25 protein-coding genes and 2 pseudogenes are annotated in these 24,116 nt (G+C 64.8%); 16 read left to right on the top strand and 11 right to left on the bottom strand.

All coding sequences use genetic code 11. From position 1 onward, the window contains the following. Nucleotides 1–888: a DUF4344 domain-containing metallopeptidase gene (locus tag AU192_RS06275; RefSeq protein ID WP_082694924.1), complete on the bottom strand. Its 888-nt coding sequence runs from the start codon at nt 886–888 to the stop codon at nt 1–3. 201 nt (nt 889–1,089) lie between these two features. After that, nucleotides 1,090–1,743 carry an NAD(P)H-binding protein gene (locus tag AU192_RS06270; RefSeq protein ID WP_064394922.1) on the bottom strand — a complete coding sequence of 218 codons (654 nt, stop codon included), beginning with the start codon at nt 1,741–1,743 and terminating at the stop codon, nt 1,090–1,092. A gap of 68 nt (nt 1,744–1,811) precedes the next feature. On the opposite strand from AU192_RS06270, the gene AU192_RS06265 reads away from it, so the two are divergent. Together AU192_RS06265 and AU192_RS06260 are read left to right on the top strand one after the other, a co-directional pair. Beyond that, complete coding sequence (locus tag AU192_RS06265) at nt 1,812–2,150, top strand: ArsR/SmtB family transcription factor (protein WP_064394921.1); 339 nt, start codon at nt 1,812–1,814, stop codon at nt 2,148–2,150. 44 nt (nt 2,151–2,194) lie between these two features. Continuing rightward, nucleotides 2,195–2,689, top strand: a complete 495-nt coding sequence (locus AU192_RS06260; protein WP_064394920.1) for an SRPBCC family protein — start codon at nt 2,195–2,197, stop codon at nt 2,687–2,689. Nucleotides 2,690–2,700: 11 nt separating this feature from the next. On the opposite strand, the gene AU192_RS06255 is transcribed toward AU192_RS06260, so the two are convergent. Next, nucleotides 2,701–4,056: an acetamidase/formamidase family protein gene (locus tag AU192_RS06255; RefSeq protein ID WP_064394919.1), complete on the bottom strand. Its 1,356-nt coding sequence runs from the start codon at nt 4,054–4,056 to the stop codon at nt 2,701–2,703. 187 nt (nt 4,057–4,243) lie between these two features. On the opposite strand from AU192_RS06255, the gene AU192_RS06250 reads away from it, so the two are divergent. The 4 genes from AU192_RS06250 (at nt 4,244) to AU192_RS06235 (ending at nt 8,045) form a co-directional block, all read left to right on the top strand. Beyond that, on the top strand, nt 4,244–4,579 hold the full coding sequence (locus tag AU192_RS06250; protein WP_064394918.1) for a hypothetical protein: 336 nt from the start codon (nt 4,244–4,246) through the stop codon (nt 4,577–4,579). A 230-nt stretch (nt 4,580–4,809) separates the two neighbouring features. Next, nucleotides 4,810–5,484, top strand: a complete 675-nt coding sequence (locus AU192_RS06245; protein ID WP_064394917.1) for a LuxR C-terminal-related transcriptional regulator — start codon at nt 4,810–4,812, stop codon at nt 5,482–5,484. A 145-nt stretch (nt 5,485–5,629) separates the two neighbouring features. Further along, on the top strand, nt 5,630–5,863 hold the full coding sequence (locus tag AU192_RS25010) for a hypothetical protein (protein ID WP_082694931.1): 234 nt from the start codon (nt 5,630–5,632) through the stop codon (nt 5,861–5,863). A gap of 460 nt (nt 5,864–6,323) precedes the next feature. Continuing rightward, complete coding sequence (locus tag AU192_RS06235; protein ID WP_082694923.1) at nt 6,324–8,045, top strand: cysteine peptidase family C39 domain-containing protein; 1,722 nt, start codon at nt 6,324–6,326, stop codon at nt 8,043–8,045. 6 nt (nt 8,046–8,051) lie between these two features. On the opposite strand, the pseudogene AU192_RS25005 reads toward AU192_RS06235, so the two are convergent. Further along, a pseudogene (locus AU192_RS25005) lies at nt 8,052–8,201 on the bottom strand (cyanase); the annotation flags it as partial. A gap of 149 nt (nt 8,202–8,350) precedes the next feature. Between AU192_RS25005 and AU192_RS06230 the strand changes: the two are divergent. From AU192_RS06230 to AU192_RS06215, 4 genes are all read left to right on the top strand, one after another. Further along, nucleotides 8,351–9,712, top strand: a complete 1,362-nt coding sequence (locus AU192_RS06230) for an NAD(P)/FAD-dependent oxidoreductase (RefSeq protein ID WP_064394990.1) — start codon at nt 8,351–8,353, stop codon at nt 9,710–9,712. Nucleotides 9,713–9,824: 112 nt separating this feature from the next. Continuing rightward, on the top strand, nt 9,825–10,439 hold the full coding sequence (locus AU192_RS06225) for a hypothetical protein (protein WP_064394914.1): 615 nt from the start codon (nt 9,825–9,827) through the stop codon (nt 10,437–10,439). After that, nucleotides 10,436–10,993 carry a hypothetical protein gene (locus AU192_RS06220; protein WP_120275460.1) on the top strand — a complete coding sequence of 186 codons (558 nt, stop codon included), beginning with the start codon at nt 10,436–10,438 and terminating at the stop codon, nt 10,991–10,993. Before AU192_RS06225 ends, AU192_RS06220 begins: the two co-directional genes overlap by 4 nt. Next, on the top strand, nt 10,990–11,502 hold the full coding sequence (locus AU192_RS06215; RefSeq protein ID WP_242656912.1) for a hypothetical protein: 513 nt from the start codon (nt 10,990–10,992) through the stop codon (nt 11,500–11,502). The genes AU192_RS06220 and AU192_RS06215 overlap by 4 nt, the downstream gene beginning before the upstream one ends. Here AU192_RS06215 and AU192_RS06210 read toward each other — a convergent pair. Then, on the bottom strand, nt 11,459–12,775 hold the full coding sequence (locus AU192_RS06210; protein ID WP_064394987.1) for a hypothetical protein: 1,317 nt from the start codon (nt 12,773–12,775) through the stop codon (nt 11,459–11,461). The two genes, AU192_RS06215 and AU192_RS06210, sit on opposite strands and share 44 nt — an antisense overlap. Nucleotides 12,776–12,952: 177 nt before the next feature. Here AU192_RS06210 and AU192_RS06205 point away from each other — a divergent pair, with 177 nt between their 5' ends. Next, a complete protein-coding gene (locus AU192_RS06205) occupies nt 12,953–13,633 on the top strand; it encodes a TetR/AcrR family transcriptional regulator (protein ID WP_064394986.1) in 681 nt (226 codons plus the stop codon). Then, nucleotides 13,630–14,568: a R2-like ligand-binding oxidase gene (locus AU192_RS06200; protein ID WP_064394913.1), complete on the top strand. Its 939-nt coding sequence runs from the start codon at nt 13,630–13,632 to the stop codon at nt 14,566–14,568. The genes AU192_RS06205 and AU192_RS06200 overlap by 4 nt, the downstream gene beginning before the upstream one ends. Before the next feature lie 16 nt (nt 14,569–14,584). On the opposite strand, the gene AU192_RS06195 is transcribed toward AU192_RS06200, so the two are convergent. Then, complete coding sequence (locus tag AU192_RS06195) at nt 14,585–15,250, bottom strand: YdcF family protein (RefSeq protein ID WP_242656911.1); 666 nt, start codon at nt 15,248–15,250, stop codon at nt 14,585–14,587. Between the two features lie 84 nt (nt 15,251–15,334). Between AU192_RS06195 and AU192_RS06190 the strand changes: the two genes are divergently transcribed. The 4 genes from AU192_RS06190 (at nt 15,335) to AU192_RS06175 (ending at nt 19,806) form a co-directional block, all read left to right on the top strand. Continuing rightward, a complete protein-coding gene (locus AU192_RS06190; RefSeq protein ID WP_064394984.1) occupies nt 15,335–15,937 on the top strand; it encodes a hypothetical protein in 603 nt (200 codons plus the stop codon). Between the two features lie 127 nt (nt 15,938–16,064). Continuing rightward, complete coding sequence (locus AU192_RS06185) at nt 16,065–16,562, top strand: hypothetical protein (RefSeq protein WP_064394912.1); 498 nt, start codon at nt 16,065–16,067, stop codon at nt 16,560–16,562. A 317-nt stretch (nt 16,563–16,879) separates the two neighbouring features. Beyond that, nucleotides 16,880–18,262, top strand: coding sequence for an alpha/beta hydrolase (locus tag AU192_RS06180; RefSeq protein WP_233151493.1), 1,383 nt, complete (start codon nt 16,880–16,882; stop codon nt 18,260–18,262). Next, entirely contained in the window at nt 18,259–19,806 is a 1,548-nt protein-coding gene (locus AU192_RS06175) for a serine hydrolase domain-containing protein (RefSeq protein ID WP_082694922.1), read from the top strand. The genes AU192_RS06180 and AU192_RS06175 overlap by 4 nt, the downstream gene beginning before the upstream one ends. 46 nt (nt 19,807–19,852) lie before the next feature. Here AU192_RS06175 and AU192_RS25000 read toward each other — a convergent pair whose 3' ends face one another. The 5 genes and pseudogenes from AU192_RS25000 to AU192_RS24995 form a co-directional block, all read right to left on the bottom strand. Beyond that, nucleotides 19,853–20,758, bottom strand: coding sequence for a hypothetical protein (locus tag AU192_RS25000; RefSeq protein WP_341271745.1), 906 nt, complete (start codon nt 20,756–20,758; stop codon nt 19,853–19,855). 49 nt (nt 20,759–20,807) lie between these two features. Beyond that, complete coding sequence (locus tag AU192_RS06165) at nt 20,808–21,620, bottom strand: hypothetical protein (RefSeq protein ID WP_341271744.1); 813 nt, start codon at nt 21,618–21,620, stop codon at nt 20,808–20,810. Beyond that, a complete protein-coding gene (locus AU192_RS26205; protein WP_341271743.1) occupies nt 21,571–21,798 on the bottom strand; it encodes a hypothetical protein in 228 nt (75 codons plus the stop codon). Before AU192_RS26205 ends, AU192_RS06165 begins: the two co-directional genes overlap by 50 nt. 533 nt (nt 21,799–22,331) lie before the next feature. Continuing rightward, the gene (locus AU192_RS06160) at nt 22,332–23,042 is read right to left on the bottom strand and encodes a hypothetical protein (protein ID WP_133148015.1); all 711 of its coding nucleotides are present in this window, start codon (nt 23,040–23,042) and stop codon (nt 22,332–22,334) included. Nucleotides 23,043–23,621: 579 nt separating this feature from the next. Further along, nucleotides 23,622–23,945 (bottom strand): annotated as a pseudogene (locus AU192_RS24995) (tyrosine-type recombinase/integrase); the annotation flags it as partial. Nucleotides 23,946–24,116: the final 171 nt, after the last annotated feature.

Raw genomic sequence — 24,116 nt, 5'->3', positions numbered from 1 at the left:
CTACTTGAAGTAGGGATCGAGCAATGTCGACCAGGCTTGGTCGAGCTGCTCCCACTCTGCTGGACATCCCGACGCCCGCTCCTCGGGCAGCTGACCGCTTGAGGCGAGGTCGGCGTTGGCCTTGGGATCCGACCCGTAGATCCAGCACTCCAGGTTGTACATACGGGTCTCGTCCAACGAGTGCTCGTCGGCGAAGTCGTCTGCGGTCAGCTCCGTGGCCTGCGCACCGGAGGCGCCGAACGCCCGCGCGAAATCCTTGACCGCCTGTACCGATTCGGGGTCGGCATGACCGTCTTCACCGGGCGCCAACAGCACGAAGGCAGCGAGCTGATCGGCCACGTCCTCCTCGCGCCCTGTCACGGGAAGGTCGTAGATGCTGATCGCCATGTGCCCGACCTCGTGGTAGAACGTCGCGTACTCGGAATTGAGCGCCGACGCCTTCGGATCGGGGTCACCGGCTTCGGTGAAGACTCGCTGCGCCCAGTCCACATCCTCATAGCAGAGGGTGATGGTGTTGTCGTCGGCGCTCCAATAGGCGTTGGGCTCGTCGCACTGCGAACCGCGCAACGAAATGTTGTGGGGCAACTTGAGCGTCTCGTTGATGTCATTGGCCAGGGCTTCGAGCAGTTGATCGTTCTGCATGATGTTGCGCCCATTGGTCGCTTCAGGGGTGGTGGCCATGTCATAGAAGACGACCATCTCGCCGTCGGCGGGCGCGTTCGGGTCCGGTGGAGGGTCTGGGTTCTGCACAGCCGGGGCCCCGTGGGAGGTGGGCGATTTCGACGCGTCGTGTGTGTCCGCCGCCTCTCCTCCCGAGCTTCCGCATCCCGCCGCCAGCACTCCCGCGGCAACGAGAGTCAAAACTCGTGACGGCGTCGCCCAGCGCACGGGCTCTCGTGCTGGTTCGTGTGTGGTCAAGCGCGGTGTCCTTCCCGGGGGCCGCTCGGCGTGCGACGGTTGCGCCGATCGTATGACCGCAGTGCCGAGAATGGGGCCAGTCGACCGCAGCGGTGCCGGCTCACCGGTGAACTTTGCCGTTGCGGCAGTCGACTGGGCGACCGGAATTGCAGCCTTATGGCTAAAGAAGTGTCACGCGTGGCGCGACAGTGCTTCGGCGATCGGGACGTCGCCGTTGTTGAACTCGACCGTGCGCCCGACGGTGGTGTCATCTGCCAGGCAGGCAGCGGCCACCAGCGCGACGTCCTCACGGGAGACTTCGCCGCCGACCGCGTCGGGACCCACGGCGATCCGGCCGGTGGACGGCTCCAGCGTGAGGCGTCCCGGGCCCAGTATCGTCCAGCGCAGGCCGCTGTCACGCAGATGCGCATCGGCAGCAGCCTTCGCCTCGGCATAGTGAAAGAACGAATTGTCTTTCGGTACATCGTGATCGGAGCTTGCGCCGAAGTACGACACCATGATGAACCTGTCCGCCGCCGCACGTTCGGCGGCATCGATGATGCGGATGGCGGCATCGCGATCCACCGCATAGGTGCGAGTCGGGTTGCCGCCGCCGGCGCCGGCGGAGAACACCACGGCGTCATGTCCCTCGACGATTTCGGTGAGGGCGTCGACGTCCAGCGCCTCGATATCGCCCACCAGTGGCTGGGCCCCGGTCACCATCACCTCTTCTGAGTGATCCGGGTTGCGAAATACCGAGGTCACCTCATCTCCGCGCTCACTGAGGATCCGGGACAGGTGCAGGGCCACCTTGCCGTGGCCACCAAAGATCAAGATGCGAGCCATACCTCCACGGTAGCCGCTCACAACATATTCCTTGACAGGAATACGTCGCCGGGCCTAGCGTCGAACCCGTGCAGTCGACGGTCTTCGAAGCGCTTGCCGAGCCAAGCCGCCTGAAGATCGTCGAATTGTTGCGTGCTGGGCCGCTTTCGGTCGGCGAGATCGCCGAGGCACTCGAAATTCGCCAGCCGCAGGTCAGTAAGCACCTTCGGGTGTTGGGTGATTCGGGGATCGTCGCCGGCCAACCCGTGGCTCGGCGGCGGATCTACCACCTGGAGGCCGCACCGTTCGAGGAGATCGGCCGCTGGGCCGAATCGTTCGCGCAGCTCTGGGAGACCCGCCTCGACTCGTTGGGCAGATATCTCGAGTCCATCGCTGAAGGCACTGAGGACCGGGCCGATGACGACTGACCGCTGCACCGCTTGCCCGCCGATCGACCCAAGGAGGATTCGCCATGCTCATGCAGATGTTCAAGAAGACCAAGAAGCTGAACCTCGAACGCTCGTACCGCGCTCCTATCGAAACCGTTTGGCAGGCTTGGACGGACCCCAACATGGTGCGGGAGTGGTGGGGCCCGGAGAAGACTTTCGTGCCGGAATGTGAGATCGACCTCGTGGTCGGCGGAAAGATCTACATCGTCATGGAAGCGGGCGAGGCGATGGGTAAGTACCAGGGCACACGCTGGCCGATGAGCGGCACCTTCACCCGTATTGAGGAACGCGCGCGCCTGACGTATGACGCGCGATCGTGGACCGAGGGCGAGGAAGAGGGGTCAACGATCGAGCACGTCAACGATGTCATCCTCAGCGAGAAAGACGGGATGACGGTCGTCGCGCTGAACGTCACGATCACCAACATCGGCGCGAAGGCCAAGATGGCCGCATTCGGCATGAAGTGGGGTTACAAGGCTCAGCTGGACAAGCTCGACAAGTACCTGTCGCGGCGGTGACGGTGCTCATCTCACACCGCGAAGTGCGATTTGTAGATCTGGCCATGCACGCCAACGGTTCGGTCGACCACTTGGGAGACAACGAAATCGGATGCAGCCGAGAGATAAGCATAGGCGGTGGCGCGGTCCATCCCCTGGTCGTTCTGCAGAAAGTCCAGGGCGTTGACCACCGCCCGCCGCATCGCGATGTTCAGATCACTTCTGCTGCCTCCGATTGCCCCGTCGGGACCGGACAATCCTATTGGCACCCAGGCGGATTCGGTCTCGGCGAACGGATAGTGGTATGCGACCGATGGCGCATCTCCCGATCCCGGCTTACAGACCGTCAAGCGGTAGGTACCGCGCAGAGAGCCCTCCATCGCGGTGAGCGCCACTTCACCGTCCCCCATGGCCATGTGGGGATCGCCGGCGTAGAACAGGGCTCCCTCCGCGAAGACAGGAAGGTACAGCGTGGAGCCCTCGCCCAGCAGCCGGATGTCGATATTGCCGCCCCCGACGGTTGGGGGAATTGAATTCGCGGTCGGCGCAGTGATATCCCGGTCCTGGGAGAAGGCGACACCCATCAGTCCCATGAAGGGTGACAGCGGGAACCGCACCCGCGCGTCGCCGTAGGACATGACACCGTGACCGTCCTCCACGGCGGTGAAAGTGGAGACATTGCCGTACTCGACCGGGTCTGCGTTGGGCCTGCGATCGGTGGCCACGGGCGGCATCACTTCCTCGATACTGATGCCGTCCGGAGCGGATCCGTCGGCCTTGCGAGCGAGCGCACCCTTGCCGTGCCGACTCGAGACCACGCCATAGGGCACCCGTGGAATAGCCTGCAGCGTCTCGATTTTCAGCACATCCCCGGGCTGAGCACCTTCGACGAACACCGGACCGGTCACCACATGCGGGCCGTCCTTATCGAAGTTGCGCGGTGTGCGGTCGTATTCGGATGCGACAGCAATGGCGTCTCGCAGGACGTCGGATTCGCTGACGCCCTTACCGCCGAAGTACTCGACCGGATTGCGGCCCTGATCCTCGAGGATGCCCTCGTGGGAGACGGTGTCCACGGTGATCGTCTGCTCCGAACGCATTTGTATCACCGGCGTGGCGTGCACGGTCGGCACATAACCCCACAGCACCTGATCGGGTATCGAACGCAGATAGTGGTCGCCGGCGATGTCACCGTGGTCGGGTTGGAGGATCTCGAAGCGTCCGGTCGTGGCGCCGGTCGCTGCGGGAGTGTCACCCGTCGCGCAGGCGACCGCGACGGCGCTGATGCCCGCCCCGGCCCCCACCGCTGCCACCGCGCGAACGAAATCGCGACGCCCGATCCCTCTAGTGAGGGTTTCGGCAGCGGCTTCGGCGAACGACTCATTCATTTGCACAGACTCCCGGGTTGTCGGTCGCTCGAAGCTACCCACGCGGTGTTGCGTCGATGTTGCCGTCAGGTTCGAAACCGTTGACGTGCAGACGCGGAGGCGGTTCGATCCCGACTCAGCCGAAACGAAACCACCCGATCGCGAACGGTCTAACGTCGCAGACATCGTGGGTGCAAGGAGGTGTCGGATGCGTGGTCAGCGTTTCATAGTCTCGGTGGCGGGCGTGGTGACTGCGGTGACCATCGGGGCGTCGGGCATCGCACAGGCCTCCCCTCCTCCCCCGAGCCCAGATCAGGCCAGCGCGGAATGGACGATCACCGACGGCTATCTCGTGAAGCAGATCGGATGCACGCCGGATACGCCGGGTGACCCGGTCTCGATTTCCTGGGATCCGCCGGGCTTCGTCCCAGCCGTCGGCGGGACAGGAATGATCCACGATGCCAATCCCGCTCTCGGCGGACAGTTCTCGGCCCGATGGATTCCCGCACCGGGCTATTGGGACGTTGAGTACCAGTTCTGCTGAGCCGTCTCGGCCGAGCATCTCGGCTTCGGGCCGTGCGGTCATCGACCTGCCCCAGCCCTGGAAGTCTTTTCGGGTTTTAATCAGTCCCGTTATGGGCAACCAACCGCCTGACGCACAGACGCTCACCGTTCCATGAGTTCGATTTAGCGCAAACCGAATCGCGGGCGGCGTAGCAATGCTTTCATAAGCAAACAACCAGCGGCGACTGTACGACACAGGGGGTCTGCGGCATGCCACCGCCGGACGACGAGGAGCGTTCGATATCGGTCGTGGTGGTCGGCAATCAGCGAGTCGTATACGCGGGTATCGAGTCGTGGTTGAGGCGCAGCCACCCACGCACCGAGATCATCGGCCATTTCACCAGTCCAGCGGAGTTCGCCGCGGCATACCAGACCGCCGCGCCCGGGCTGGTGGTGTTGTTCGACCTGCCCTGCGACGGCGGCGGCCCGGACCTCGATGCGCTACGCCAAGTCTGCGGGGCAGGACACCGCGTCGTCGTCTACACCTGTTCGGTCAACGACGACGTCGTCTCCGCCTCCCTCGATGCGGGGGCGGTCAGCTGCATCGCCAAACATGAACCCGAACACGTGCTGGCGGCGGCCATCGATGCCGCCCATACCGATCGCCCGCACGTGGTCACGAGGACGGCTCCGACCTTGCACAGTGGCCGGCAGAAGGCACGGCCGGAGCTGACGCACCGAGAGCAGCAGGTGCTGATCGCCTGGTTTCAGACGGAGAACAAGAATGCGGTCGCCGAGCGGTTGTACATCGAACCCTCCACGGTCGCGACCCACTTGCAAAGGGTCCGGGCGAAGTATGCGGCGGTCGGTCGGGCTGCGCCGACCAAGGCGGCTCTTGTGGCTCGAGCGATCCAGGACAAGATCCTCGACGTCGATGATCTGTGAGCCGCCGGTCGTCATCTGAACAGATGAACTAATAACTTTTTGCCGCCGGGGCCATAACGGTTGCGTTAATAATTCTCAATCCGCGCGCGGCGATATGCCGGCAAATTGTGCGCGGTCATCCGAGGCAGCTATGGAAGGCACGAGCATGAGAAAGATGATCGCCGCGGGAGCGCTGGCAGTGGGAGGGTTCCTGACCCTCGGCGTCGGCGCCGGCGTCGCACACGCTGACGAGGTTCAGGTGGAGGGTGGCTATTCAACGCTCGAGGCCTGCAATGTCGACGGCCCCAATGTCGAGATCGCCCAGGGTGACGCCAACTACGGGCACTGGGATTGCCGCCAGGGCGGCGACGGCCTCTGGTACGTCTGGCTGAGCAGCTGATGATTTGCCAGGCCAACACAACCACGGAGGTGGCGGACCGCTCGTGAATTCGGCAAGGGTGGCGTTACGGGTCGGGGCCGTTGCCTTCTCGCTCGGCGTAGCGGGATTCGTCGGCACCTGCGGCATGGGGACGGCGATCGCCGACGACGGAGGGCAGTCGTCCTCCAGTTCATCGTCGGGCTCGTCATCCGGGTCTTCGAGTTCATCAGGGTCGACGAGCTCGTCATCCGGATCGACGGGCAGCACGTCATCGGGGTCAACGGGGACATCGCAGTCTTCCTCGTCGACTAAAGACGGAGCTTCAGAGTCGACGGGCACTTCCTCGACGTCGACCGTCTCGGGGACGAAGCCCAGGACATCTGTCGGTGCGGGACGCTCGACCACGAAGCCCACCGCCGATGCATCCGAGACACGCTCCACGAAGAGGTCGACAGCCGACAAACAGTCCGCGGACTCATCGGTGAAGGACTCAGCGAGCGAGTCGACGAAAGAGTCGGGCGCGGCTGAGGCCGCGTCGACACCGGCCACTGCCCCAGTCGAGGATGTCGACACCAGTTCGCCTGTGCTGGTCGACACTTCGGCCCCGCCGACCGAGCCGATCGTCTCCGAGGCGCCGGTCGAGCGGGAGCAAACGAAGAATCGATCGGACCGCGCGCCCACCGAGTACTCGGTGAGCCTGCAGAAGAGCACCGCGGCCACGGTAGGAGCGACCACAGCCAGCCGGCCCGACAGCACCATCAGCACTCGATCCCTGGCACACGTAACCGATTCCGGCCCAGCCGATGTCACAGCATCAGCCCAAACCATCGGTGTCGAGGCCGCCCCCGAAGCCAGCACGCTGGTGATCGAGGCCGAACTGGTGCCGTCGGATGGATCCGGTGCCGACAATCACAACACCGTGGTGACCCAGGCACCCGACACCGGACCCTCGACAGCGTCGACCGGCATCGTGTCGGGCCTACTGTCAGCAGTCGGTGTCGGCTCACCACTGTCCACAGTCGACGGCCCGGTGCAGCCACTGCCGGGGGTGATCCTGGTGGGCTCGCTGGACTTGATGCGCCGCGATCTGGAGCGGATGAACGATGACCAATTGGTCATCGACACCGAGCAGGTCACCAACACCCTGACCGCCGAAGTCCCCCCGGAGGAATTGGTTCCCGTCGCGACGACGACGACCGATTCGGACACCGAAACTGACCCGGAACATCCGTCGTGGTCGGTACCCGATGAGCTGACCGTGGAACCCACCGCGCACGAACGGGCCGTGGCGTTCGCCAAGGCACAGGCCGAGCGCGCAGAGGCATTCACCGCGGCGCAAGAGGCCCGCACGGCAGCGTTCAACGAACAGGTCGCCCAGGCAACCGTCCAGTTTGGGCTGGCGGCCATCGTCGCCACCGCGGCCCATGTGGTTGAGGAGCTCGCCTACGTCGGCGTACAGGTGGTGACGGAGTTCGTCCACTACGCCGTGTACGCAGTCACCGAAATCGTCCATGCGATCAGCGACTGGTTCCGAGCCCCGGCCGTCTTCACCGGCATGTACGGCAACCCGGAGGCCAGCGCGCAGTACTGGCGACCGCAGCGCGCCGAGAACTGCGTGCTGCAGTCGGCGGCGATGATGGTCGGCCAGCTCACAGGAACCACGCCGGAGGAAGCCGACATCGCCGCGAAGGCGATGGCGATGCAGAGCGTGGTTGATCCAACCAGGGCGATGTACTTGGGCCTGCACACCCAAGATCGCGTCGCCGACAAAGACGCCATTGCTCTGCTGGACGCCGAGTATGGCATTGCGGCCACGTACACGAGATATGAGAAGACCGAGGGCAATATCGCACTGAGAGCCTTGGCGTTCGCGCTGGAGGATGACAGGAAGGCCGTATCGGTCGGCGTTCAGGGCGCGACCATCTGGAACTCCGTCGAAGGCGAGCCGCTGCCTAACATCGACGGCGCAGACCATCAGGTGGTTGTCACCGGAATCGACTTCGACGAAAGAGTCGTCTACCTCAACGACAGCGGATTCCCCGAGCAGGGGCGGAAAATGAGAGTTGAGCTTGATGTCTTCATGAGGGCGTGGCAGAGCGACGGCTATGAGACGGTCATCGCGCAGCTCAAACAGCCGGCGTCCGACGTCGGTTCCCACCGGATTTCCAGCCCCGATTCTGGAGTGCTCCTACAGGTGGCGTAGCAGGCGTTACCAGCGATAGTCGAGGAACTTTCCGTCGAACGTGACCACTACGCGGTCTCCGTCGGGATCCTCATGGCGCCCGACGTCGACTTTGAAGTTGATCGCGCTCATGATGCCGTCGCCGAACTCCTCGTGGATGAGTTCCTTTCTTTCGGGTCTTGGCGGCGACCACCAGTGCCGCTGCGTCGGACTTGGTCATGATCGGGGTCATGCGCTGACCTTATTCGCCTCGGGGCCGCCGGTGCGTCTTCATCGGCGTCCGGCGGGCTTCGGTCGGCGCAGAGCTGGGTAATACCGTGGCGATGATGAGTTCGCAACGACCCAGGGTTTTGATCATCGGCGGCGGATTCGGTGGTTTGTTCTGTGCGCGTCGATTAGCCAAAGCGGATGTCGACATCACCCTGCTCGACCGCTCCGCCGACCACCTGTTCCAACCGCTGCTCTACCAGTGCGCGACCGGCAAGCTGAGCATCGGCCACATCAGCCGTCCGTTGCGCGAGGAGTTCGCTCGATACGACAACATCAAGCCCCTGTTGGGCGAGGCGATCACACTCGACCCGTCCGCGCGCACCGTCACCGCACTACGGCCCGACGAGACGACGTTCGTCGTCGAGTACGACGTCCTCATCCTGGCGGCCGGTATGCGGCAGTCGTACCTGGGCAATGAGGAGTTCGCGCACTGGGCGCCCGGTATGAAAACCCTCGACGACGCGCTCGAGATCAGGCAGCGCATCCTCACCGCGTTCGAGATTGCCGAGACCCTGCCGCCCGGACCGGAGCGGACGGACTGGCTGACCTTCGCCGTCGCCGGAGGCGGTCCGACCGGAGTGGAACTGGCCGGCCAGATCCGGGAGATGGCCACCCGCACGCTCACCAACGAATTCCACAGCATCCAGCCGCAAGAGGCGCGGGTGCTGCTGTTCGACGGCGGCCAGCGTGTCCTGAAGAAATTCGCGCCCGACCTGTCGGCGAAAGCCACTGAGACCTTGGCGGAGCTCGGCGTCGAGATGCACTTCGGTGTGCACGTGACCGATGTCCGGCGCGACGGCGTCACCGTCACCCCGAAGAACGGTGCGCCCGACAGGCAATTCTCGACGCGCACCGTGCTGTGGACCGCAGGCGTCGAAGCCGTCCCGTTCGCCCGCCATGTAGCCGAAACCCTCGGAGCGCCAACCGATCGCGCCGGCCGCATACAGGTCGAGCCGGACCTGAGCGTCGCGGGACACCCCGAGATCTTCGTCGTCGGCGATCTCGCCGGGCGTGACAAGCTGCCTGGCGTCGCGGAGAACGCGATGCAGGGCGGCCTGCACGCGGCGGCCTGTATCCGACGGGATCTCGCCGGGCGGCCGCGCCGCCCTTACCGATACCGAGATTTGGGATCGGCGGCGTACATCAGCCATGGCAACGCGCTGCTTCAAGTGGGGCGCATCCGGGTGTCGGGATATCTCGGCTGGGTGGCGTGGGGCCTGATTCACATCGCGTTCCTCACCGGTGTGCGCAACCGCATCAGCACGGTTGCCACCTGGCTGGCCTCGATCGCACGTGCCGGCCGCTATCACCGGGCCTTCATGTTGGGCGCAGCGGATCGTCCCGAACAGCGCTACACGTATTCGACGTGGGACCTTCCAGAACCTGCACCGCCGCATTACCGCGCTTACCGTTCATGACCGTCGGCCTGGACGACGGGTGAGTGATCTGCCGATGTCCTTTCTGTAGATGTGACGGCAGCGTGGCAGAGGAACTGCGGGTCTGCCGCGGTTGCGATTAGCATCCACCAACGTGGGTGGCGAACCTCCGGTCCCCGTGCCGCGGACGCATCGGGTCGCGCAGAGGTTGTCCCGATTGAACGTCGCACAGATCAGACGGACCGCGCTTCTGCTGATTCTGGTGGCCACCGCCGCGTTCGGCGGCCTCGAGACCGTCGACAAGCAAGTCACCCCGTTCAAAGTCGCCGAGGAGTTCAGCGACGGCCAGTTCACGATCACGGTCGAGCGGGCAAGGTTCGTCCGCGAACTCAAGGGTGGGTTGGCCACCATCGGCGCTGCCGAACCCGGCAAGGTCTACCTGGGCGTCGTGGCGACCGTCGACAACACCGGCACCGTGCCGGGAGGCCTCCGCGATCTCCTCGACCTACAGGGTCTGCCCGGCAAGGAGATCTTCGGGACCTTCCGTCTGCGCGACGGTTCTGCGATTCAGAGTCTCGGACCCGGACTCACCGAACAGTTGGCGTTCACTTGGCAGGTCCCGGAATCCAACGCAGCCTCGGTTCAGGAGGTGACCATCCGGGTGTGGAAGAAGACGTTCACGCAGCTGATGGTCACCTACGGCGGCAAGGAATGGATCGACACCGACAACTACGGTCGGGTGGTCGTTCCGGTTCAGGGGCTGCCGTGAATCCGCGCACGCGCCGGGCGCTGATGGTGATCACGACAGTCGTTGTGATCGCGGCGGCCGCGGTGGTGTGGCAGAACCTGCCGACACCGCCGGACATCACCGGACCGTTCGACGTGTACGGCGAGGCGGGTCAGCGTGCCGCCGGCCGCGACGTCGCGGCTACCGTCACCGATATCCGTATCTCTTCGCAAGTGGATTCGGTTGCACCCGCGGGCGTTTGGGTGGTTGTCGACGCCACTCTGGAGGCACCGGCCACCACCGAACTACCCCGCAGTGACCTGATCGTCGGGCCGAACACGTACACACCCACCGATCGGTTTTTCCTCAAAACTCTCCGGGGGAACGTCAGGCCCGGTATCGCGCAACGCGGGTCGTGGGTGTTCGATGTCGCGCCGCCCCTGGTCGAGCCCGGCTCATCCACACCGATCACGCTGCGGGTGTGGACGGGTTATGACGAGCAACTGGACTCGCGTCTCGTCATCGATGTTCCGCTCGCAGACGCCCGCCGAGTACAGACCGTGAGACTCGAGGCTCCCTTGGAACGTGCGTCATGAGATGGCTGTCGGCGCTGTGGGTGCGAAACCTGATCGGTGCCGTCGTCATGGTGGCCGCACTCGGCGTCATCATCGCGACCACACTGGGCGATCAGTGGACCACTTACCGCGACACGGTGGTTCCGGACGTAGTGGTGGCGAAGGGTGAGTCCGGCGGCGCCGGCGGATACACCTGGGGGGTCGACTCGGTGAGGCACTTGAACCGCGAGCCTTCCCGGTTCGGGCCGCAGCTACCCGAGGGCGCCGTGTTGACGGTGGTGACGGTGGACATGTCGGGTCCGGCGCGTGAGAACCCCGAAACCTGCAGCGCTGTCATCACCGACGGTCAGCGGCGGTGGGCATCGGAGAAGGCGGGGGGTTTGGGGCCGACTCCACCCGATCGTGTGGGGATCAGGTGTGAGAAGCCCGGCCCGGTGCAGTTCGCGTTCGTGCTGCCGCAGGATGCGGTGCCCGACGCGCTCGATGTCACGAGTGCTGACGGTCGGCTTCTGGCGCGGATGATGTTATAGGTTCCTGCTTTTCGAGTTGCTCAAGGCAGTACGCCACCGTGGACGCGATCAGGCAGATGCGAAGGGGCTCGATGATCAGGTGCGAGCCGAGCGCGATCGTTTCGGCGAAGCCGTACCAGAAGGGCAGCGGATGCGGACCGAGAAGCCATGCCACGAACCGGAATAAGTAGCCATTGCCCATCTCGGGCCGATAGAAAGACCCGGACATGTCGAGCCACGCCAAGCCGAGATAGCCCAACACGTACAGCGACAGGGCGAAGACTCCCCCGTAAAGGATGAGCCGTGCCGAATCAACGATGGTGCTGTAATTGCCCAGCTTGGAGAGCAGCCAGGAGCGCACCTTTTGGCCCAGCGTCTCGGGCACGTCCCAACCGCGCTCTTTGAGCATCTTGCGCCGCTCTGCCGCGCTGTTGATCACCCTGTCGGCGCGACTGCCTACAACGCGGCGAGCCGCGCGGCGCCAGTCGGGCATGGACACGCCGTAGACGATCCCGGCGACGGCGAGCCAGAGAAGCGGGATCGTGGCTCCACCGAATGCTGTCCGCAGCACCGCCATCAGGCCGTCCCACAGGGCTTCCAGCGGTGCGAAGTGGGAAAACAGTGCGGCCCGCGTCTCGTTGAACCACACCACGATTCGCCGTTCGGAGATCCAGCCCATCGGGTTGATGAGGAAGCCGACGCCCTCGCTGGCAGCGAAGCTCAGCGTAAGGAAGACCCACAGCGCGTCGACGTAGACGCGGACGGCGATCATCCACCCCGGCAGCTTGTCCTTGAGCTTGCTGAGCACGTAACGCACGACCAGCGCCGAGATGATGATCACCCACGTGGTGGTGCCGACGGGCAGTTGATCGGGATGAAGCTCGGTGGGCTCGGTGGATGTCAACGCTTCGGTGACCGAGTCGGCGATGCGATAGTCGAGGGCCACCGTCTCGAACTCGATCCAGTCCTCTGCGAACAGCTTCCACGCCAGATAGATAGCGAAGAACGGCACGATGATGTTGGCGAACACGTCGACGCTGCGCGCGGATCGCCGCGGCAGCGCCGCCAGCGCGGGGATGGCCGAGCGCAGCACGAAGAACATCGCGACGTATGAACCGAGCCGCGCCATCCCCGCGAACGGCATGATCAGAGCGGCCCACACGTCGTTGTCCCAACCGGCCCAGGCCGCCAGCTCGATGGCGCCGCGGCGACCCAGCCAACCCAGCAGGTACAGCGCCGCCAATTGAGGGAAATAGCGCCACCACAGGTCGAACGGCCGCAACACGGAGCGCACCGCCACATCCTAGGGCGGCGACGGCAGGAGCGACGGGCTGACAAGCTGATCCACTCGCCACCATCGCATTTGGCACGGTCGTGCGTCGGCTCAGCACTGAAAGACGATCCGGCCAGACCCCTTGACTGTGACGTCGCTCACAGTAATATGACCAGTGGTCATCGCTGGGAGGTGTGGATGCCAACTGTGACATGGGCTCGGGTCGACCCGAGCCGGCGCGCCGCTGTGATCGAAGCGGCGGAGGCGGAGTTCGGGGCGCACGGCTACTCCCAGGGCAGCCTGAACGTCATCGCACGCCGCGCGGGTGTCGCGAAGGGAAGCCTGTTCCAGTACTTCGCCGACAAGCGCGACCTCTACGCCTACATCGCAGATCTAGGCAGCCAGCGGGTGCGCTCGTATATCGAAGATCGAATCCGGGAGCTCGACCCGAGCCGGCCCTTCTTCGAGTTCCTCACCGATCTGCTCGACACCTGGGTGGCCTATTTCGCCGAGCACCCGCAGGACCGTGCCCTGCATGCCGCATCGAACTTCGAAATCGACACAGACGCACGAGTTTCCGTGCACACAGTCATCCATCGCCACTACCTGGAGGTTCTGCGGCCGCTGGTACGCGATGCGCATGCGCGCGGAGACCTGCGTGCCGATTGCGACACCGACGCGCTGTTGTCGTTGCTGCTGATGATCTTCCCCCACATGGCGCTGGCGCCCTACGTGCGCGGCATGGATCCGGTTCTCGGCCTCGACGATCCGACTCCCGATCAGCCGGCACTCGCGGTGCGCAGGCTCGTATCCGTCCTGGCCGAAGCGTTCTCCAGCCGCAGCCCGGCCCGAACAATGACCAAGGAGGTCCAACAATGACACGCAGGAACTCAGCGTCACTCGACGCCGGTGGCCTCAACTGGGACAGCCTCCCGTTGAAGCTCTTCGCAGGGGGCAACGCGAAGTTCTGGAATCCCGCCGATATCGACTTCTCCCGCGACCGGGAGGACTGGGAGTCCCTGACCGAACTCGAGCGCGATTACGCCGCACGACTGTGTGCGCAGTTCATCGCCGGCGAAGAAGCCGTCACCCAGGATATCCAGCCGTTCATGGCCGCGATGCGGGCCGAAGGCCGTTTGGGCGACGAGATGTATCTGACCCAGTTCGCGTTCGAGGAAGCCAAGCACACCCAGGTGTTCCGGATGTGGTTGGACGCCGTCGGGCTGACCGACGACCTCCACCATTACCTCGATGAGCTTCCGTCGTACCGGCGAATCTTTTATGACGAACTGCCGTGTTCGCTGGAGATGTTGAACGCCGACCCGTCCCCCGCCGCGCAGGTTCGCGCATCGGCGACCTACAACCACGTCATAGAAGGCATGATGGCGTTGACGGGATACTATGCGTGGCACCGTATTTGCGTGGACCGCGGCATCCTGCCCGGCATGCAGGAGTTGGTGCGGCGCATCGGCGACGACGAGCGGCGCCACATGGCGTGGGGCACATTCACCTGTCGACGCCACGTCGCCGCCGATGACTCGAACTGGACGGTGTTCGAGGAGCGGATGAATGAGCTCATTCCACTGGTGCTGCAGAACGCCGATGACGGGTCGACTCTCTACGACGAGATTCCGTTCGGATTGGAAGCCGGCGAGATGAAGCAGTATGCAAGCGACAAGGGAATGCGGCGATTCGGCACCATTAGCAGTGCCCGGGGCCGCCCGGTCGGTGAGATCGACCTGGACTACTCGCCGCTGACGCTGGAGGACACCTTCGCCGACGAGGACGAGAAGGCGTTGGCCGCCTCGGCGTAGCCGTAGTGATCGCTCCTCACTGACGCGTCATGAAGTACTGCACGCTGTGGTACACCTCGCGCAGCAGCATCGGAATTCGCGTGTGAAGGGTTTTGTAGCGGCTGCTGGGCGTGGGTGACGGATGCGCGTCGAGACCCATGTCGGTGGCGATACGGGTGGCACGGCGCATGTGTAGCGGATCGCTGACGATGAGCACCCGGTTGATTTCATGCTCGGCGAGCAGCGGCTGGGCGTAGACGAAATTCTGCCTGGTGGTGCGCGACCTGTTCTCGATGAGCAAGCGGTCCGCCGGCACCCCGGCCTTGATCAGCCAGTCGCGCCCTGCCTGGGATTCGGAGAGCGTGTCCCCCTGTCCTACACCGCCTGTCAGGACAACCCATTCAACCTGTCCGGACGTGTATAAGGCCGCCGCGTGCCGCAATCGCTCCTCGAGCACCGGCGACGGCTTATCGTCATCGACTGCCGCGCCGAGGACGATGGCCGCATCCGCCGGCGCCGCGTCGGACCGTCCGCTGAATGCGCTGATATCGATGGCAAGGCTGAGGACACCTGCCAGAAGCAGGGCCGGAGCGATTGCGATTCGCCCGATACTCCTGACGAATCGCCTGCGTCGGATCGGCCCGACTGATCGCACCAGGCCACGATACTGGCGGTCCGCGCGGAGCCGACAATCGGCGAACAACGCGGACGGCGGTGCTTCCGATCATGCGGCATGTTCAATGCCGCCCACCCTGCCATCGTCGGTCATCGGTGCAACGATGCGAGGGTGATACTCGGACGTGCCGCATGCGTGGTGGCGGGAGTCGCCGTCGCCGCGGCCGCGCGGCGCTGGCACACCGGGTGGGGTGCCACCGGAGCCGAGAAGGGCGAGCGGCTCCCAGGAGACGAATATCCGGTGTCGCGCTTCGGGATGCGCGCGACGCGCGCCATGACGATCCACGCCTCCCCCGCACTGGTGTGGCCGTGGATCGTCCAGTTGGGATTCGGCAAGGCCGGCTGGTACTCCTATGACCTTCTGGACAATCTCGGCCGCCCGAGTGCTCGCAGTGTGCTGCCGCAGTGGCAACAGGTCGCTGTGGGTGACCCGGCGGCACCAATGAATCCACTTCAGGGAGTGGATGATTCGCCGTGGCGCGTCGCACAGGTCGCTGTGCCGCATGTGCTGGTGTGGCGGCATGTGAACGCCGGAACGTGGGCGTGGATCCTTCGCCCGCTACCCTCCGGTGGCACACGGCTCGTCACGAGGCTGCGAATCTCGTACGCCAATCCTGGCGGGCTGGCTTTCGCCCCGATCCTCGAACTCGCCGACTTCCCCATGTACCGCAAGATGCTGCTCGGCATCCGCGAGCGCGCTGAAAATCGCCGCTGAGGACGATACGTCCTTGCATCACAGCGTATCTGAGCCACCATTCAGGGAAGCAACTCTGACAACGATAGGCGTCATAGGCCGCGTCGGTCCGGCGCGGAGGCGTGATTGCGGCTTACGCTTGCAGCTTGTGAGGTTGGAGTCCAGCACACTGGCCGCGTTTCTCACCGGCACCATCATGACGACCCTCTTGCTGGCCGCCCAAGGCGGTGGCAACCCACTGCAGGAAATCGCATGGATTCTCCTCGGTGTGGCGTTGAGCCTGCTGACCCGGGCGTACGGGTTGCATGTCTCGAGCCACGAGGAGGCCGGAGGCGCACAGTACATTGCCGCCTTTCTGCGAAATGTCGCCAGTGGGTGGCCCGTCGTCGCGGCAGCCCTGCCCACTTTGGCCGTGCTGCTGCTCGCTGCAGCCTTTGACTGGCCCGACGACTGGGAGCATCCCGACGGTGGAGTCACCATCGGTTACACCACGGTCGCGCTCAACCTCAACGTGGTGTTGCTCTTCTTCTGGGGCGTGATAGCGGCTCGCCAGGCCAGGCTTGCCCGAGCATGGACGGTGGTCATCGGCCTTCTGAATGCGGGAATGGGCTGGCTCGTCGTCGCCGTCAACCTCGCGCTGAACTGACGGTCGATGGTGGACCGTGTCGCAGCGGAGCCCTTGGCGAGTTCGGCATATTTCTATGACCGGCGCTCGGTTCGTGTGTCAAGATTTCTGCCGTGACGTGGGCGGGACCGTTTCCACCAGTTGACGGTTGGGCGCTCACCGCGCGTCCAGTGCGCCGGGTGGGGTTTGTGCTAACGCTCATCGTGGTCGTGGTTTGCGCCGCGTGCGGCAACTCGAGCGCACCGCCCGCTGGCGCCCCGTCGCCGACAACGCCGACAACGGTGGAACATCCGCCTGCGCAATTCGTGGCCGGGCCTTGCCCCGAAACACCGCAACCGGTGCCCGAGTTGGAAGGTGCCCGGTGCGGGGAGTTGGTGGTGCCCGAGGACCGTACCAAGGCCGGCGGGCGCACGCTCCGTTTGGCGGTGGCGATCATTCCGTCGGAGACGCAGCCACCCTCACCGGATCCGATTGTGTTCCTCACTGGGGGTCCCGGCGGCGACGCGGTCGCGGATCCGCCGATTCCGAACGATGTGGGCATCAACCGCAACCGGGATCTGATCCTGTTGTCCCAGCGGGGGACTCACTCGTCGAAGCCGGCGCTGACCTGCCCGGAGATCGACCAGTTCTACGCGCGCCGGGTCGGGCTGGTCTATGACGCGGCCTCCACCGGCGATCAGTATGTGCAGGCGGCCCGGGCGTGCCGCGACCGCCTGGCCCCGGAGGCCGACTTTGCGGCGTTCAACTCCACCGAAAGCGCATATGACCTTGCGGACCTGCGGACAGCGTTGGGTGTCGACCAGTGGAATGTGTTTTCGCATTCGTATGGCACGGATCTCGCGCTGATCTACATGCGGCACGACGCCGACGGGATCAGGTCGGTGACCCTCGACGGGGTGGCACCACCCTCGGCCGCCACCCCCGGGTGGACGTGGAGCAGCGCCAAAGAGGCGTTCGACAACATGACCAATGCATGCGTGGCACAGCCCGCATGTCAGGCGCGCTATCCCGACCTCGCCGAGTCGTTCATCAGACTGGTCAATCAGCTCGAAGAGCGGCCAGTCACCACCACGGTCGCCGTCCCGTCGGTCGGCGACACCAAAGTCGTCCTCGACGGGGGCGCGCTACTGAACTGGTTCGTCCCGCTGGCCACCCACTTCCCAGAGGAGTTCCCGGCCGCGATTGACGAACTGGCTCGAAACAATCCCAGGCGGATCGCCGAGCTGTACGCCGAAGTGTGGGCCAATCCCGAGCGGGTCGGGACCATGGGCTGGGGCCTGACCTTGAGCGTGTGGTGCCGTGAATGGGTCCCGTTCGAATCGGTCGAGGATCAACTCGACAAAGCAAAGCAGGCCTTTCCGGAGTTTCCCGAGTCGGTTCGCGCCCAAGCGCCGCAACTGCCTTTCCTGCGCGACGCCTGTGCAGCCTGGGATGTGCCCAAGGCGCCCGATGAGATCCGGTCGGTCACCGAGAGCGCGATCCCGACGCTCGTTCTGTCGGGGAGTTACGACGGACAGACCGGACCCCAATGGGGTGAGTATGTGGCGCAACATCTCTCGCAATCCCACGTCGTGACGGTGCCCGGCGTCGCTCATGGCGTGTACACGAATGACTGCGGGGCGAAGGTGATTGCCTCCTTCTACGACAATCCGGGGCGACCGGACACGAGTTGTGTCGGCGCGACACAACCACCGCCGTACGAGATCATCCCGCCACCATGACCGCGGCGTCGGATGTCGCGGGGATTTCGCGTCGCGGCCTGCTGGGAGGAGCCGTCGCCGGGGCCGCTGCGCTGGCCCTGTCCGCATGTTCGTCGAACCCTTCGCCGGAACCCACGACGACATCCGCGTCCGACGTGGCAACGGGGTTCGACGAACTCGACGCCAAGATCGAAGAGGGCATGAAGGCCTATGCGATACCGGGGGTGGCAGTCGGCGTCCTGGCGGGCGGCCAGGAGTACATAAAGGGCTACGGTGTCACCAATGTCGACCATCCGGTACCGGTCGACGGCGATACGGTGTTCCGCATCGGTTCCACCACGAAGACTTTCACCGGTACGACGCTGATGCGGCTGGTGGATCAGGGCAAAGTGGACCTCGATGCTCCGGTCCGCCGCTATCTTCCTGACTTCGCGGTGGCGGACCCGTCAGCCAGCGCCGCTGTCACCGTGCGTCAGCTTCTCAACCACACAGCGGGCTGGCTGGGCGACGATCTGCAGGACTTCGGCCGTGGTGATGACGCGCTGTCGCGTTATGTCGCGTCGATGACCCGGTTGCCGCAACTGACACCGCCGGGTGCCGTATTCGCCTACAACAATGCAGGATTGGTCGTGGCGGGGCGGATCATCGAGGTCGTCACCGGGTCCACCTATGAGGCGGCGGTACAGAATCTGCTGCTCGATCCGCTCGAGCTACAGCACACCCGGTACTTCTCGGACCAGATCATCGGCTTCAATATCGCCGTATCCCACAACGTGGTTGACGGTAAACCCGTTGTCGACACCGGGTTCTGGGGGTTCCCGCGCAGCTGCAACCCGACCGGCTCGTTGATCTCCAGCGTGCGCGATCAGTTGCGCTACGCGCGGTTTCATCTCGGTGACGGTACCGCTCCCAACGGCACTCGGCTGCTGAGCCAACAAGCACTTGTGGCGATGCGCTCCAACCCCGGTGCCGGCGGCACGCTGCAGGTCGAGCTCACCGGGATGGGGGTGACATGGATGCTGCGCCCCTCGGCCGAGAACGAGACGATCGTGCAGCACGGCGGCACCTGGCAAGGCCAAAGGTCGGGCTTCTTCATGGTGCCCAGCCGAAACTTCGCGATGACCTTGCTCACCAACTCCGAGGGCGGAGCGCAGCTCACGACCGACCTGTTCGCCGATGATTGGGCGCTGCGCCGGTTTGCGGGGATCACCAATACGCCAGCGGAACCGCAAACTTTGAGCGCGGCGGACCTCGCGCCCTACGAAGGGCGATACGTGACGGAGCAGATCACCGAATCCGGCAGCCTCGAAAAGGTTGTCATCGAGTTCGACGGCGGGGATGGCCGGTTGCACGGCACCATGAGCGACCTGGCCGATCCCAGCACTCACCCCGACGAGGACGCCGACACCAGCGCACATCTGGGCTTCGCCTTCTACCGGCCGGACTATGGACTGGACCTGGATCCAGACGGTCAACCCATCGGCACCCGTTCCAATTTCGTGCGCGACCCGAACGGAAACGTCGCCTGGCTGCGCATGCACGGCCGCCTTTACCGACGGCAATGACCTGACGGACGCCGTTCTGCGCGCCCCGCTTACCGCCCGTTGCGCTTCAGTGTTCCGAAGCGGCCATCGAGTCCTGTTCGTCAAAGCCGTCGGGTGTGCTCGAGACCAGCAGCCAGATCAGCGTCGCCAACCCGGTGAAGACGCCTTGGACGGCCAAGAGGAAGGCGATGTACTCGTGCCAACGCGACAGCACGTCACCGCACCCGTGACCGTCCCACGGCAACGTCGACAGCGCCCCAACGAGCCCGGCGGCCAGCACCGTTGCGGTAGCGGCGGTGGCGGCACGCTGTCCGGCATCGGCCAGGGTGCGACGAAAGTAGTTGTACTCCACACCGATCGCGAGGAGTAGGACAGGAATGACCGCGACGACCTGTTCGAAGAAGGCGGCGTTGATCGCGCCCTCGCAAAGCTGTGAGAGCACCGACATCTGTTCGGCGGCCGGGAGCGTCTCGAGTGCGGCTTCGAGCCTGGGATTGACTGTCCGGTCGGTGTCGACGTCGAAAAGGTCCACGTAGGCGCTTGCGGCCAAGTAGCAGAGCCAGGCTCCGGCGACGAGGGGCACGATGGCGCGGACTCGGGCCCAGTCCGTCGGCGCCGCAATCCGACGCCGACTGTTGAACAACGTGAGCGGGTCGGCGTTCAGCGACGCCGCGATGGTCAAGCCTAAGGCGGCGGCATAGATGGTGGCCGTTAGCACGTCGACAGGCAGCGAACCGACCGCCACGAGGCGCAGGAGATCGACGCCGATCAAGGTTGCCACGCCGGCCCACCACCAGCGCCACAGCCGCGGCGCATCGCCGTCCGTCTTAGTCACCACGCGTTTCAGCGCGCCGACCACACCCAGCACGATGGCGTCGACGATGATCACCAAAACCCGCCAGCGGTCCTGACCGGCGTCGGTTTCGAAGACCCCGGAGACCAGCTGCTCGCTGTAGGAGAAGGCGAACAGCATCAGGAAAACGATGCCGAAGATAGCGCGATCAGCCTGTCGGACAACGGCTTTAACCATCATCAACCCCCACGAGGCGGCGGTCTGGATCGCTCACCAAGAGGACCCACACCAGCGTCGCCAGACCTGTGCCAAGACCCTGTACCGACACCACAAACGCCAGAAACTCATGCCAGTACCCCCACACTTGACCGCACCCGATCCCGGCGAACGGCAGCGTGGACAAGGCCAGCACGAGGCCGATCGACATCACGGTCACGGTCGCCGCTGCTGCCGCCCGCTGCACCGGTTCGGCCAGAGCCCGCCGGAAGAAGGTGAACTCCACGCCGAGGGTGAGCAGAAGCAGAGGGATCACGGCGACCACTTGGTAGAAGAACGCCGGGCTCACCGCACCCTCGCACAAGGTCGCCATGGCGCCGAGATGCTTCGGCAACGGCATCGCGTGGACCTCGGCGGCCAGGTCGGGGTCGAGAGCCCGTTGAGTATCGAGGTCGAAGAAGTCGTTGAAAGCCGTGGCGACCAGGTAGCACACGAAGGCGCCCACGACGAGGGGAACGACGGCCCGTACCCGCATCCAGTCGGTCGGTGCCGCGGCTCGTCGTGTACCGCTGAGGATCGTCATTGGATCGGCGTTGAGCGACAACGCCATTACGAGTCCCATCAGGATGGCCATGGCGACCGAGAAGGTCAGATGGAGCCACAACGGATGGTCCTCGGGGAGCAGGCACAACAAGACGTCGAGTCCGAGCACGGCGCCGACCGCCACCCACCAGGGACGCCACAGCCGGGAGACCCCGCCGTCGGCTGCGGTGATGTCACGCTTGAGCAGGCCCACGACGGCGAGCACGGCGGCGTCGAGTCCCACCAACCCCGATCAGCCAGCCGAGCATGTTTTCCTGGTCGATCGCCTCGAGCGCGCCGGACACGACTTCTTCGCTGTAGGAGAAGACGAAGAGCAGGAGGAAGACCACGGCCAGCACGGAGCGACCGCTGCGATGGCGCGCCAGCGTCGGGCCGTGATCGGCGTCGATTCGGACGCTCACCGTACGCTCCGGAACACGGGACCCCCCACCGTGGCGATCAATTACGCACACGTTAATACCCGAGCGGCGTCCTGGCGGGACATCTCGCGACCTAGCCCCCGCGATGATGTCCAAGTGCGGCTCGCCACCGGGAGCAGTGGCGGTGAGCGCCAGCAGCGCCGTTGCGGACGGCGGCCTCGGGGGTTTGTGTCAATCGGCTGCTCACGGGTCACCTACGCGAATCCAGCCAGTCGGGCAATGACCTGGGCGCCTCGAACTCGAACCGACACTGGGCGCGGTGGTCTGCTGTTACACGATCCTCGCGACGTCGAATACCATTGCGCCGTTTGCCTTTCCATCAACGGACCGCAACGGGAGGAAGTACGCCTTGAAGGCGTCGCGCGCCGAGTCGAGCGGGCAGGTGAACGCCGTCGCGAGGGTGTCGCACGTGAATGCCTGCCGCCTCGGGGTCCGATCTGTAAACGGAGTAAGGGCAGGTGTTCCACTGGGAACACCTGCCCTTACCCACTCAACTCACTTGCTTGTCGCGCGCCTCACTCGTCAATCACCTCGTAGCAGGCGGGTCCGCAGTTGGGGTCGTAATCGGGAGGGTTGGGGTAAATGCTGCCCGAGGGGTAGACCATGCCGATTTCGTTCGGATTCGACGTGGAGTCCGGAGTCGGATGAGCGGTCTGCGGAGCCTCGGCGGCCGGTGGTACAAGCTTGACGCCGGGAATCAGGTGGGCGTGGACAACGTCGTCACCCGTCGGCGAGGCCGCGTCGGCATCCGGAGCGGACGACTCAGCGTGCGGCGCCGACGACTCGGCGGCCGGCGCGGACGAGTCGGCGGCCGGTGGTACGAGCTTCACGCCGGGAATCAGGTGGGCGTGGACTACGTCGTCACCCGTCGGCGCGGCCGCGTCGGCATCCGGAGCGGACGACTCAGCGTGCGGGGCAGACGACCCGACGTGCGGGGCCGACGACTCCACGTGCGGGGCGGAGACCTCGGCATGCGGCGCTGACACCTCGGCATGCGGGGCCGACGACTCCACGTGCGGCGCGGAGACCGAGCCGGCGTGATCCTCGGAGGATGACGTGGAGTGCGCCGCCCCGGCGTCATGGGCGGGTGCCGCGGACGCGATGCCGGCCATGCCGAGGCCAGCTAGCCCCAGGGCCCCCGCGATGGCGGCAGCGGCGGCGAGCTTCTTGACCGCGCCGAAGGTGGCGACGGTCCCTGCGTGCTTGGTGAACGGGGTGTTGGTCATCGACTTTTCCTTTCGTGGAGCCACGGTCTTCGTGGTTGAAAAGAGAATCGGGCGTCGACCTCAACGGATTCTCAAAGCCTCCACTCGTGCGTCACGACAGCACGAAATACAGCTTTCGGTCCGTCACCTGGAAACGCGACCCACCCCCGCGGGTCGGCATTCAACGCACGTCCACGACCATTGGTCTGGGCCGCAGGTTCCAGCGGATATCGCGCAGGACAGTCGTCGGCGCGATTGCGATCGTGCTTTCCACTACGACATCACCGGAGTCCTCGTCAGATCCCGACACCCTCGAGATCCAGGTGCCGGCGTCTGCGGAGATCGCTCGGATACCGCAGCTTCGACGACGCGGAGCCCGTTATCGGCTACCGAGCCGCGCTCGCCGCCGCGATCCCGTCGCTCGCGGGGGTGGTGTCCTGCGGCGGCATCGAAGGCCGTACTACCAGGTTTCTTCCCCAGTCGGACTCGAACCGACACTGTGCAAATTTTTTTTCTAAGTCCGCTGCTTCTGCCAATTGGGCTATGGGGGCTTCGCAGCTCAGAGCATTCTTTATGCCTTCTCAGGCTCGTCCCTCGTCCTGAATACCGCAGCGATACCGCAGTGCTGTCGATTGCCTTGCCCAGCGCATCGGCCACACCGCTCAAATCATCGTTGAGGAGATGACAGTCGCGGTCGAGCGTCATCGCGGCGGTCGCGTGTCCGAGCAGTCTCTGCACGACCTTGACGTTAGCGCCTGCGCTGATCGCCAGCGACGCGGTGGAGTGTCTCAGGCCATGCGGTACCAGCCCGTGGATACCGACTTCTGCGCACGCGTTGTCGAATGCCCACCGGTACTCACCGAGGGGCAAGAACGCGCCCTTGCGACTCGGGAACACCAGCGCGTCCGGGTCGGCGGGCAACTCAACCTTGAATGTCTTCCAGATGTGTCCGACTTGAGCTAGCGTTCGGTGAGCCGGTCAGTAGTCACTGTGTTGGCTCCGTCGCTGCGGGGCATGTTGACCGCGCTCGCTGAATTTCCCCACTGACGCTCATCGAAATTCCCCACCCGTGTGGCTCCGCCGAGAAGGGCGGAC

The organism is Mycobacterium lehmannii, assembly GCF_001499925.1.
Lineage (GTDB): Bacteria > Actinomycetota > Actinomycetes > Mycobacteriales > Mycobacteriaceae > Mycobacterium > Mycobacterium lehmannii.
This window is presented reverse-complemented; position numbering and strand designations above follow the sequence as displayed.

What these genes read in the sequence shown, in the direction of transcription:
- AU192_RS06270 (WP_064394922.1), bottom strand. Translation starts at nt 1,743, where the DNA reads ATGGCTCGCATCTTGATCTTTGGTGGCCACGGCAAGGTGGCCCTGCAC.
- AU192_RS06260 (WP_064394920.1), top strand. Translation starts at nt 2,195, where the DNA reads ATGCTCATGCAGATGTTCAAGAAGACCAAGAAGCTGAACCTCGAACGC.
- AU192_RS06255 (WP_064394919.1), bottom strand. Translation starts at nt 4,056, where the DNA reads ATGAATGAGTCGTTCGCCGAAGCCGCTGCCGAAACCCTCACTAGAGGG.
- AU192_RS06250 (WP_064394918.1), top strand. Translation starts at nt 4,244, where the DNA reads ATGCGTGGTCAGCGTTTCATAGTCTCGGTGGCGGGCGTGGTGACTGCG.
- AU192_RS06245 (WP_064394917.1), top strand. Translation starts at nt 4,810, where the DNA reads ATGCCACCGCCGGACGACGAGGAGCGTTCGATATCGGTCGTGGTGGTC.
- AU192_RS25010 (WP_082694931.1), top strand. Translation starts at nt 5,630, where the DNA reads ATGAGAAAGATGATCGCCGCGGGAGCGCTGGCAGTGGGAGGGTTCCTG.
- AU192_RS06230 (WP_064394990.1), top strand. Translation starts at nt 8,351, where the DNA reads ATGAGTTCGCAACGACCCAGGGTTTTGATCATCGGCGGCGGATTCGGT.
- AU192_RS06215 (WP_242656912.1), top strand. Translation starts at nt 10,990, where the DNA reads ATGAGATGGCTGTCGGCGCTGTGGGTGCGAAACCTGATCGGTGCCGTC.
- AU192_RS06205 (WP_064394986.1), top strand. Translation starts at nt 12,953, where the DNA reads ATGCCAACTGTGACATGGGCTCGGGTCGACCCGAGCCGGCGCGCCGCT.
- AU192_RS06200 (WP_064394913.1), top strand. Translation starts at nt 13,630, where the DNA reads ATGACACGCAGGAACTCAGCGTCACTCGACGCCGGTGGCCTCAACTGG.
- AU192_RS06175 (WP_082694922.1), top strand. Translation starts at nt 18,259, where the DNA reads ATGACCGCGGCGTCGGATGTCGCGGGGATTTCGCGTCGCGGCCTGCTG.
- AU192_RS25000 (WP_341271745.1), bottom strand. Translation starts at nt 20,758, where the DNA reads ATGCTGTTCGCCTTCTCCTACAGCGAGCAGCTGGTCTCCGGGGTCTTC.
- AU192_RS06160 (WP_133148015.1), bottom strand. Translation starts at nt 23,042, where the DNA reads ATGACCAACACCCCGTTCACCAAGCACGCAGGGACCGTCGCCACCTTC.